This window comes from Candidatus Hydrogenedentota bacterium, from assembly GCA_019695095.1.
Classification (GTDB): Bacteria; Hydrogenedentota; Hydrogenedentia; order Hydrogenedentales; family SLHB01; genus JAIBAQ01.
The window spans coordinates 1-11,315 of record JAIBAQ010000188.1; the positions used below are offsets into that span (position 1 = coordinate 1).

The 11,315-nt window shown below is 57.9% G+C and carries 7 protein-coding genes; 6 read left to right on the plus strand and 1 reads right to left on the minus strand.

Going from position 1 to position 11,315, the window contains the following annotated elements; all coding sequences use genetic code 11:
* The 6 genes from K1Y02_21605 to K1Y02_21630 all read left to right on the plus strand — a co-directional run.
* Window positions 1–203, plus strand: a 203-nt coding sequence (locus tag K1Y02_21605) for a hypothetical protein (protein ID MBX7258973.1), incomplete at its 5' end; no start/stop codon positions are given.
* A gap of 87 nt (window positions 204–290) precedes the next feature.
* Window positions 291–3,098 (plus strand): DEAD/DEAH box helicase family protein, encoded by a 2,808-nt coding sequence (locus K1Y02_21610; protein ID MBX7258974.1) that lies wholly within the window; start codon window positions 291–293, stop codon window positions 3,096–3,098.
* A 41-nt stretch (window positions 3,099–3,139) separates the two neighbouring features.
* Window positions 3,140–4,630 carry a restriction endonuclease subunit S gene (locus K1Y02_21615; GenBank protein MBX7258975.1) on the plus strand — a complete coding sequence of 497 codons (1,491 nt, stop codon included), beginning with the start codon at window positions 3,140–3,142 and terminating at the stop codon, window positions 4,628–4,630.
* Window positions 4,631–4,676: 46 nt separating this feature from the next.
* Entirely contained in the window at window positions 4,677–6,125 is a 1,449-nt protein-coding gene (locus K1Y02_21620) for an ATP-binding protein (GenBank protein ID MBX7258976.1), read from the plus strand.
* A gap of 4 nt (window positions 6,126–6,129) precedes the next feature.
* Window positions 6,130–7,692 (plus strand): type I restriction-modification system subunit M, encoded by a 1,563-nt coding sequence (locus K1Y02_21625; protein ID MBX7258977.1) that lies wholly within the window; start codon window positions 6,130–6,132, stop codon window positions 7,690–7,692.
* A 230-nt stretch (window positions 7,693–7,922) separates the two neighbouring features.
* Window positions 7,923–9,260, plus strand: a complete 1,338-nt coding sequence (locus K1Y02_21630; protein ID MBX7258978.1) for an FAD-dependent thymidylate synthase — start codon at window positions 7,923–7,925, stop codon at window positions 9,258–9,260.
* Window positions 9,261–9,272: 12 nt separating this feature from the next.
* On the opposite strand, the gene K1Y02_21635 is transcribed toward K1Y02_21630, so the two are convergent.
* Window positions 9,273–10,946 (minus strand): GNAT family N-acetyltransferase, encoded by a 1,674-nt coding sequence (locus K1Y02_21635; protein MBX7258979.1) that lies wholly within the window; start codon window positions 10,944–10,946, stop codon window positions 9,273–9,275.
* Window positions 10,947–11,315 lie beyond the last annotated feature (369 nt).

Here is an 11,315-nt window from a genome sequence, read left to right on the forward strand (position 1 = left end):
GCGTCGTCGGCTCGGCCGCGGATGTTGCGGCGATCGTGAACGGCGGCCTCGTCCGCCGCGGCGAAACGGTCATCATCACTGACGCCGGCGGCTCCTACACGTTCCGGCTCACCGGCATCAGCAGCAAGGGTAAATGCCAGTGGGAGCCGATGATCGTGCTCGGGCCGCGCAAAGCGCCCTCCACCGTCACCGTCACGTTCTGACGCGACATCGGTCCCTGATATCCTGCGCATGTTGTTTCACGTTTTTCATCATGCTACTCTCCAACTCCGACGCCCGGAGTGCAAATCATGGCCGACAGCCCGGAAGAGAACGCCAGACGCGACATCGATGCCGACCTCACGGCGGCTGGCTGGCAGGTACAAAGCCGGGAAGAACTGGATCTTACCGCAGGCCGTGGCGTTGCCGTTCGAGAATTTCCAATGAAGGCGGGTTTCGGCTTTGCCGACTATCTGCTCTATCTGGACCGAAAGGCCGCTGGCGCCATTGAGGCCAAGGCCGAGGGTACGCTGGCCGGCGTTGAGGCTCAGTCTGCGAAGTACGCCGCCGGTCTGCCCGACAATCTCCCTGCTCACCGGCGCCCTTTGCCGTTCCTGTTCGAATCAAATGGGTCCGTCACCTATTTTACGAACGGCCTCGACCCAACGCCCAGGAGCCGCCAACTCTTCAACTTCCCTCGCCCGGATGCCGTAGCCGAACTTCTGGCCCAGTCGACACAGCTTCGCGGGCGACTGAAGACGCTGCCCGCCCTCGATGAAACGCGGCTCTGGAAAGTGCAGGGGCAGGCTATCCGCAATCTTGAGGCGTCGTTTGCCCGGGCGGATCAACGTGCGCTCATCCAGATGGCGACGGGGTCGGGCAAGACGTTTACCGCCGTCAATGTCTGCTATCGCCTGCTGAAGTTTGGGGGTGCGAAACGAATTCTCTTTCTCGTCGACCGGGGCAACCTGGGCAAACAGGGCGAAGATGAATTCACGGATTTTGAACCGCCTGACGATCCGCGGAAGTTTCCGGCCTTGTACACCGTGCAACGTCTCAAATCGAACGCGATCAATCCCGCCTCGAAAGTCGTCATCACGACCATTCAGCGTCTCTACTCCATGTTGAAGGGCGAGCCGGAATTCGACGCGAGCAACGAGGAAGGATCAGGCTTCGACACCGCGAAGCCGTGGCAGGGCGCGCCGCCGGACGTCGTTTACAACGCGGGCATTCCCCCCGAATTCTTCGACTTCATCATCGTGGATGAGTGCCATCGCTCGATCTACGAACTGTGGAGCCAGGTGCTCCTCTACTTTGATGCCTTCCTGATCGGCCTGACAGCCACCCCGGCCGGAAAGACCATCGGGTTTTTCAATCAGAACCTCGTCATGCAATACGGTCACGACCAGGCGGTTGTCGATGGCGTGAACGTCGGGTTCGATGTCTACCGCATCCGGACCAAGGTGACCGAAAGCGGCGCAACGATTCTAGCCGGACCCACGGGCGTTTACGTGGACAAGCGCCACAAACTCACGCGCGCCGAACGGCTGGAACTGCTCAAGCGAGACATGACCTATACGTCCTCGGAACTGGACCGCGACGTCGTCAACGAGAGCCAGATCCGGACCGTGCTCATGGAGTTCCGCGACAAGGTACTGCCCGACGCATTCCCCGGCCGCAAGGAAGTGCCCAAGACGCTGATTTTCGCGAAGGACGATTCCCATGCGGACGATATTGTCCGCATCGCGAGAGATGTCTTCGCGGAGGGCAACGACTTTTGCCAAAAGATCACCTACCGCACCGGCTTCACCAAGGTGACGAAGAAGGTGAAGAACGATGACGGGACTGAGTCGGATGTAACGGAGTGGGTGAAGACGTCCTCCCTCACGCCGGACGAAATCCTCGCCAACTTCCGGAACAGCTTCTACCCGCGGATCGCCGTGACGGTGGACATGATCTCCACCGGCACGGATGTGAAGCCGATCGAGTGCGTTTTCTTCATGCGCAACGTCAAGTCGGCCGGTTTTTTCGAACAGATGAAGGGCCGCGGCGTGCGCGTGATTTCACCCGACAAGCTGCGCACGGTCACGCCCAGCGCGGAGGTCAAAGACAGGTTCATCATCGTCGACGCCGTAGGTGTCTGCGAACAGGACAAGACCGACTCGCAGACATTGAACCGCCAACCGTCGGCAACGCTGGAGGAACTGCTGAATTACGTCGCGCAGGGCGGCGTCGATTCCGAAGCGCTCACGACGCTCGCGGGCCGGCTCGCCCGTCTACAGCGCGAATTCAGCCGCGACCAGCTTGCCGAGCTGAAGGACCTGGCAGGCGGCAAGTCGCTAAGCGAGCTCTCTCACAACCTGCTCAAGGCCTGCGATCCTGATGCCCAACGCGAGACACCGGCCGAACAGCTCCAGCAGGAAGCGGTCACCCCTTTTCTCAAGGCCGCGTTTCGACGGCGCATCCTGCAGATCCGGAAGCAGAACGAACAGACGATGGACCGGCACACGATCGACGAAGTGCTGTATTCCGGATTCGACGCGGCGTCGCTGGACAAGGCGCGGACCAAGGTCAGCGACTTCAAGAGGTGGATCAAGGAACACAAGGACGAGTTGGCGGCGCTGCAGGCCATCTATGCGGGCACGCGGCCGCTGAAGATGGCGCTCAAGGATCTGAAGCAGTTGCGCGACGCCCTCGCCGCGCCGCCGCTCGCCGTGACACCCCTCCAGCTCTGGCGCGCTTTCGAAGCCACCGAACGCATCGCCGCCGAAGCGGGGGCCCCGAAGCGCGGCGGCGATCTGCTGACTGACCTCGTCCAGATCGTGCGACATGCCATCGAACCAGGCGCGGCGCCGCTGAAATCCTACGCCGAAGACGTGCGCCGGAACCTCGCGTACTGGAAAGCGGAGAAGCGCCGGACCGGCGCGACCTTCACGAACGAACAGGAAGAGTGGCTCGACCGCATCGCCGAACACATCGCCACCAGCCTCGCGATCCAGGCCGACGACTTCGAAACCGGCTGGTTCAGCCAGCACGGCAGCCTGGGCCGCGCCCACCAGCTCTTCGGCGACAAGCTTCCCTCGCTCCTGGCCGAATTGAATGAGAGATTGGCGGCGTGAGCGCCCCCGCTAGTCAAATCCCTTCTGGATGGTGCCCAACAGTGCTGGCATCAATCGTTGAGCCGCGCAGCGGCAAGATAGATCCCCAATGCACACCCGATGCAAAGTTTATCGGCATGGAACACGTTGAACCGCACACCATGCGCCTGCTTGGCACGGCCCCCGCCGAGTCTATGAAGAGCGGCGCGAATCTATTTAAGCCACAAGATGTGTTGTATGGCCGGATGCGGTCTTACCTGAACAAGGTGTATCAGCCTGATTTCTCGGGACTTTGTTCAGGAGAATTCATTGTTATGCCCGAATCGTGCGCTGTGCTTGGGCGTTACCTGAAATACCGGCTCAATGCCGGTGATTTTGTTCGCTTTGCAAGCCGCATCAACGCGGGTGACCGCCCGCGAGTGGATTTCGAGCAAATTGGGTCGTTCCACATACTCTTGCCTCCACGCAAGGAACAAATCCGCATCGCCGACGCGCTGGACGAGTTGTTCTCCGATCTCGATGCCGCTGTTGCGGCGCTGGAGCGGGTGCGGAAGAAACTGAAGCTCTATCGCGCCTCCGTTTTGAAAGCTGCAGTGGAGGGAAAACTCACCGAAGACTGGCGCAAGAAGCATCCTGATGCTGAGCCTGCGTCAGAACTGTTGAAGCGCATCCTCGTCGAGCGCCGCCGCCGCTGGGAGGAAGAGCAGCTCCGCCGGTTCAAGGAGAAGAACCAGGAGCCGCCGAAGAATTGGAAGGCGAAATACAAAGAACCCGTTCCTCCGGAGACGACGAATCTCCCGAAATTGCCGGACGGGTGGAAATGGGCAACGCTTAGCCAACTTTTGTGGCTGCTCCGAAGCGGGTCCTCGGAAACGTCCGGCCGTCAAGCAACGGACTTCCCAGTGCTGAAGTCCAGCGCGGTTAGACAAGGCTCTATAGACTTCGGCGATTTGAACTACTTGACCACTGCGCAGAGCGGTAGATCAGAGAACTACCTTGAGCGCGGAGACGTCCTCGTTACGAGACTCAGCGGCAGTGTCGAATACGTGGGCTGTTGCGCAGTTGTCGGCGCCCTTGGGTACCAAGGCATCCAATATCCTGATCGTATCTTCTGTGGAAAATTAGTTGAAGGAACCGATGGCCGCTTTCTTGTCTTTTGTTTTCGACACCCGATTCCGAGGGCTCGCATCGAAGCTGCGGCAAAATCTACCGCCGGGCATCAAAGAATCTCCATGTCCGACCTGCATCCGCTTCCGATACCTCTCCCCCCGCTCCCCGAGCAATCCGCCATTGTTGAGATAGTCGAAGCCCAGCTGTCAGTGATCGATCATCTCGAATCCGAGATTGAGGCGCAGGTGAGGCATGCGGGGACCTTGCGGCAGGCGGTCCTGAAACGTGCATTCGAGGGGAAGCTGGTACCGCAGAATCCGAATGACGAACCGGCGTCAGAATTGCTCAAGCGTATTGCCGCGGAACGGTCGGCGCGGGAGGCCGCCGCCCTAAAAGCGAAGCAGACCGAAAAGAGCGCAAGAAACACAAAAACTGGCAAATAGTTAAAACATACTTTACTTATTGTAACAAATTAGTGATATTTATCGTGTGATTGCGTCGAAAACAGAGCTTTTTGCGGTGCTGCGCCAGTTCAATCCTTGGTGGACGGGGGGGCGGTCCGCAGAACTGCCGCCGTGGAAGCGGGCGGCGTTCCGGGAAATCTCTGAGTGGATTGAAGACCCGCCGGCCGGGCGGGCCCTGCTCCTGACGGGTGCGCGGCAGGTGGGCAAGACAACGCTGTTCCTGCAGGCCATCGACGAACTCATCGGCCGGGGTGTTCATCCTGGAAACGTCCTCTACGTGACGTTCGATCATCCGTTGCTGAAACTCGCCGGCGTCGAGACCGTGATCCAGTTGTGGCGGGAGTTCGAACCGGCGCACGACGGGCCCGAGTACCTGTTCCTGGACGAGATCCAAGCGATCAAGGATTGGCCGGTCTGGCTGAAGCACCAGGTGGATTTCGATAAGCGCCGCCGGATCGCGGTCACCGGCTCCGCCACGCGGCTGGCCGAGGAAGGCCAGGAATCCGGCGTCGGCCGCTGGCATTCGATCCGGCTGGCGACTCTTTCCTTTTTTGAATACCTGCAGCTGCGAGAAGCGCGTGTCCCGAAGCTGCGCCAGGTCGACAGCCTGCTTGAACTCTTCAAATGGCCCGAAACGGAATTTGCCCGCGTCGGCGCGGATATGAGTCCGCTGATCGGGTTCTTCCACGAGTACCTGCTGCGCGGTGGATTTCCGCAGAGCGCGCTGATGGGAAATGTCCAGACCGCACAGAAGCTGCTGCGCGAGGACATCGTGGACAAGGTGTTGAAGCGCGACATGACAGCACTCTTCGGAGTTCGCCGGGTACTGGAGTTGGAGCAGGTGTTTCTGTACCTCTGCCTGCACGACGGCGGGCAGTTGGACCTGCCCGAGTTGTGCAAGGAGCTCCAGTTGAAGCGCCCGACGGTAAGTAATTTCATTTCGCTTCTGGAGTCGACGCACCTCATCTATCGACTCCTGCCGTTCGGCTACGGCAAGCAGGTTCTCCGAGCCAAACCAAAGATCTACCTGGCGGATCCCGCTATGGCGCCGAGCGTACTCCTGAAAGGAAAGGGCCTCATCGAAGACCCGGACGGATTGGCACGCGCCGTGGAAACAGCTTTCTTCAAGCACCTGTACACGCGCTACTATGCGCGCAGCGTGGGCTTTTCCTACTGGCGCGGAAAGAAGGACCACGAAGTCGATATGGTGGCCGACCTGGAGGGGCGGGTTGTTCCCTTCGAAGTGAAATACCGAGCGCCGGAACATACCGGGCCGCGCGATCTCAAGGGCCTGGCGGAATTGTGCGAGGACAAGAAGGTGGGGCACGGCTACGTGATCACGCGCGACCCGACTGACTTCAGCGTCATCACGCTGCGGCCCGGCCAGGCCACACGTGTGTTAAAAATTCCCGCGCCGCTGGCCTGTTTCTGGCTCGGCCAGTCCGAACTCAAGCGCGTGGAGGCGCAGGACTAGCACCATGGACCCGTCCCAAATTGGCAAACGCGCGTGGAGCTACGCGGGCGTGCTGCAGGATGCCGGGCTTTCGTGTTTTGAATACGTGGAACAGCTGACGCTCCTCTTGTTCCTGAAGATGGCGGACCAGCTCACCGAGCCGCCCTACAGCAAGGCCCCGATCGTTCCACCGGAACTCGGCTGGAAGAAGCTTCTGCCGCTGGACGGCGCGCCGCTGGAAGATACGTACCGGGGCATCCTCGAGAAACTGGCTCTAAAGCCGGGGATGCTCGGCGTCATCTTCAAGGGGGCACGCTGCGAAATCCACAATCCGGCCCTGCTCAAACAGCTCATCGTCAACCTGCTCGACAAAGTCGACTGGCTCTCGCTGCCCGTCGACGTCAAAGGCACAATCTATGAGGAACTTCTTTCGCGCTCCGCCCAGGAGTCATCGCGAGGCGCGGGCCAGTACTTCACGCCACGCCCGGTGATCCAGGCCATGTGCGAGGTGACGCAGCCCACGCCGGAAGATCGGATTTGCGATCCGGCAGCCGGCACGGGCGGATTCCTGTGCGAGGCCTACCGTTACGTGCTGGAGCAGTTCGAGAAGAAGTTGGATCGGGACGAGAAGCGGACCCTGCGCGAGGAACTTGTCGAGGGCATGGAACTGTCGCCGAAGGTCGGCCGCATGTGCGCGATGAACCTGTACCTGCACGGCGTTGGCGGGGACAACGTCGTAGTGCACTCCGGACATGACAGCCTGGCCTCGTCGTGGGGCAAAGAGTACTCCCTGATCCTTGCCAACCCGCCGTTCGGTAAAAAGCAGAGTCTCCTGTTCGTCAACGACGAGGGCGACACCGAGAAGGAAGACCAGTTCATCGTCCGCGAGGACTTTTGGACGTCGACCAGCAACAAGCAGCTCAACTTCGTGCAGCACATCTTTACGCTGCTCAAGATCGACGGCCGCGCCGCCGTGGTCGTCCCAGACAACGTACTTTTCGAGGGTGGTGCGGGCGAAAAAGTGCGCCGCAACCTCCTGCAGAAATGCCGTGCGCACACCCTCCTGCGCCTGCCGACTGGCATCTGGTATTCACCGGGCGTGAAGGCGAACGTCATCTTCTTTGAGAAGAAAGAGGGTCGAGCCGAGCCATGGACGGACAAGCTGTGGGTCTACGACCTGCGCACCAACCTTCATTTCACGCTGAAACAGTCACCCATCCAGCGCAAGGATTTCGATGCGTTCGTGGACTGCTACAAACCCGGCAAGCAGCACGCGCGCAAGCCAACATGGAGCCAGAAGAATCCGGAAGGCCGCTGGCGATGCTACGACTACGAAGACCTGTTGAAGCGCGACAAACTGAGCCTGGATCTCTTCTGGATCAAGGACCAGAGCCTGACGGATACCGACGCTCTACCCGCCCCCGACATTCTTGCCGGTGAGATTGCGGACGACCTCGAATCGGCTCTGGAGCAGTTCACAAAAATTGCGGCGCGCCTGACGAAGCAACATGCCGCAAGCATCGCGCCTCCCGAAGCAGGTCTGCCATTCACCATACACGGCAAGCAAACGCATTCGCCTGCATCGTGAAGCAGGATCTAGCATTGAACGCCGACGTGCGTTCAATTGGTAGCAGCGCCGTCGCAATAGAGATACCGCGCAAACATTCGGGTCTGTCGCTGTATTCGTTTTGACGATCTGAGTAGATTCACTATATTTTCCACCCTCTTCCCGCAGCATTATAAACTCAGGCAATCATGAACGTACGGTCCGTTGGTCTAAAGGCAACAGATGGAGCCGTTCGGAGCGGTCGTGTTTCATTGACGCCAGAGCTCTTGGCCGCAACTGGCGCAAGGTACTCACGCAACAACGAGGGTCTTGATTCAATTCTCGCAAAGATAGATCCCGCGAACCCGGACAAGTCCGTTGATTCAATATTTCGCATGGTCGACTACGGGCATCAGTCAATCGCGGACATGGCGCCTGTCGCAATATTTATAGACGGCGTTTCCGTGTGGTTGGCATATTTCATTTGGTCAATATGTCCAACAGCTAGTGGCCAAGAGTCTTCCACACGGTATATCCGCCTTAACTCTGACGGTGTGCTCGATCCGGCTGATGCGGGTATACCCGTTGATGCGAGAGCTGCATGGCAACACAATCTGGAGAGTGCATTCAGCGCATATTCGCGCGCGCTTAATTTCTGGGAGGCCGCCGCTTCACGCGACCCTCAGATAGTGGCAATTCCAGAATCCATACTCAATGATGAGTCAGAGAAAGGTAAGCGCAAGATAGCCCGCATGCGGCGCAATTTCGCCTTTGATCGGGCGAGATACTTTCTACCCGCCGCTGCGAAAACCAATGTGATGCTCCTGATGTCTGCTCGCAGCTGGGTCCAGTTATGCCAGATGTTGCTGTCACATTACCTTTGCGAGGCAAGACGGCTTGGTTCTCTATTGCGAGAAGAACTAGAGATGTGGGTACCACGCCTTACGAAACACGCGTCAGAGATACGATCCATCTCGCTTGGTCTCAGGGACGAGTACGATTCGTGCATGCAATCAGCGCGGAGCCTCAAATTCTGCGATGCTGGCGACATAGTCGAGAATACGGCAAAAGCGTTTCTCGAAATACACCCCCCCGCCGGCGTGACGGATAGCGACATAGGCCGCGCCCTCGAAGGGCACAACAATATTTATGCATGGATGGGCTCCCCATTGCGGCGAACACTTGTCCGATTTGGTTGGGACGCCGTGTCTTTTGCCGAAATAAGAGACCTGAATCGGCACAGAACGGGCACCAAAACCTGTCAATTCATCCCGCGCGGATTTTATGCTGCAGCTGGAGAGCTGAATCCAAGTTTGGATAAGGATGAATACGACAAACTGGGGCGAACCGGAGCTGCGCTGACGTACGACTCACTGGCTCGCCTTCAAGCCGACGACCCCGCCTACGTGTATTGGTGTTTACTAGGCTCCCAAATGTCCTTTGAGCACGCAACTACGGGGGATAAGTTCGTCTATGAAGCCGAACTGCGGACGGGAGCGGGTGCTCATTTCCGATATGCACAGCACCTGCGCGACGTTCTAGCTCTATGGTATGCCCGCTTCCCGAGCACGAAAGGAAGTATCCTGGAGGGCGCTAATGAGCCCGAGTAGTCGGATCTGGAGTCAGTCTGCATCTCCAACCTGGCTTATGGAGCTGCGATGGATAATGAGTAGCGATTCGTAGTCTTCCGGTAGGTTGGCAAGCTTCGTCCACCATGCCGGCGCGGGAGCATCCTTACGCCATTCCTTTTCGTTCGCGTCAAGTTGGACCGAAAAGTTGGTCTTAATATACATCTCTTCTGGATCGATTTTGCACCCTCGCAGGTCTTCGCATTCGTTACAGATGTACTCCAGAGACTTGATGATTTCCGAAGGCGCTGGCCGCCCCGAAAGGTAGATTTTTCCGAGAGCAAGCTTCTGCAATACCAGTGGAGTGATGGGATTCGGACTTGTGGCCCCCAACCATTCAAATGTGGGCACGGCTCGAGCAAAGGCATCAAGCATAGCCGTAGCGTAGCCCTTTTTTCGGTGTTCAACTGCAACACAAATAGAGTCGAGCCAGGCGATCTTGGTCAACAGATGATTGTACTCCGTGCCAAACATGTAGCCAACGGGGTTCGCATCCGAGGATAAGAGACACAAGTACGAACACCTCTGAAGACGCTCCCACATCTTCTTGGGGCCAAGGATTTTCAACTTTCCTGTATTTGGATTTTTTCCAAATGAAGAACAAAATATCCTCGATACAATATAGGCGTGATGAGGTTCAATTTCATCCCGGGGAATCAGGTCGAGGGTATAGCCCCTCGAGGATATCCGCCTGCCTCGCTGAGGAGATAGCTTTGGAACTGACTGCTCTATTGATGCGGGGCGTCGAGCCAAGAAAAGGAGCTCCGGAGCATCAGGATCGAAAGGCTTCTTGAAGTCCCATTTTCCCGCCCTGACCGAAAACATTTCAATCCTGTCAAAACCAGCTTGGCACAATAGGTCATATATCTCTACGGGAAGGTATCGCCGCTCCTTGATCACTGTATCGAAGATGATGTTTCCATCTTTGATAAACTGCTCCCGACGATACAAAATGCCCTTGGTCGGATTATAGAGCATGCGCGAAAAATCAAACACTTCGCCGCAGTTTTGCATCGTGCGAACTGGTTCTAGGTCTTGGGGATCAGGGTCCGCCAATGTTAGCTGCGGCATATTGCGCAGCACCTGCAGCCCATTCATGCAACTCAATGCGACCCATCCGTCTGGGAAGCAGAGCTTGAAGAGCGACGACACAATTGCGGTCGCGTCTGCCTTTTCGGGGCTGCTGCCAATGATGTCGTAAAGGCAAAGCACTAAATCGGCCCCGCCCATCGCCTTCGGGCAACGCGCGTCGCCCGCTTCAATATCAAGAGTCCCGTTACTTTCACTTATGGATTCCGATTTGGAATCCCGGGATTGTTTCGCGCGCTCGACCCAAGCTTGCGCGAAATCAAAAGCCCTGACTTTGTGACCCATAAGCGCCAAGCAAAGTGAGTGCCGGCCAGATCCGCAGCCCATGTCAATTACTTTGATGGGAGTCCGAATGTTCGCGTGGTCAATGAGCGCCAACATCTCTTCCTTGGCAAAACGCGCCCAGACGTGATCGTGGTTCATCGCCATCAAACTATAGGCCCTGGCTGTTTTTTCGTCGTTGTCGGTCATGAGCTTAGCTGATGGCAAGGATTGCACCAAGAAGGGCGATTCGACTGCTGCATTTCGAGTTGCCGAAACCGACTTCGGAATTGGTGGAAGCTGAAGGACTTCTTGCACGTGTTATGCATACCCCACAAAGCCATACACTTCAGCTGTTATCAGGTACACGGGTTGAATTTACAGTCATGCTACTGGCGAGGCAACCCCTATTGAGCCATGGGCCCTGGACTTGGCCGCAATATGTGGCGGGCGTGCAAGACAGCTGCCACCCGAAACATCCGCAAGGTTGCGGCCGTTTTTCCTCGACGGTCTCCGGGGGGCGGTCTATTGACTCCCACCTTCCCGGAGGAATTTTACGATGTCATTCGAAAGTGGTTCGGTCAGTTTCAGGATGTTCTACGTGCCGAAGGGGCTGCCGGAGGACGCCGTGGCCAGGTTCGCGCGTCACGCCGCGCCGCCGATCGAGTCGCTGGGCGACGGCGAGAT

What these genes read in the sequence shown, in the direction of transcription:
- K1Y02_21610 (MBX7258974.1), top strand. Translation starts at nt 291, where the DNA reads ATGGCCGACAGCCCGGAAGAGAACGCCAGACGCGACATCGATGCCGAC.
- K1Y02_21625 (MBX7258977.1), top strand. Translation starts at nt 6,130, where the DNA reads ATGGACCCGTCCCAAATTGGCAAACGCGCGTGGAGCTACGCGGGCGTG.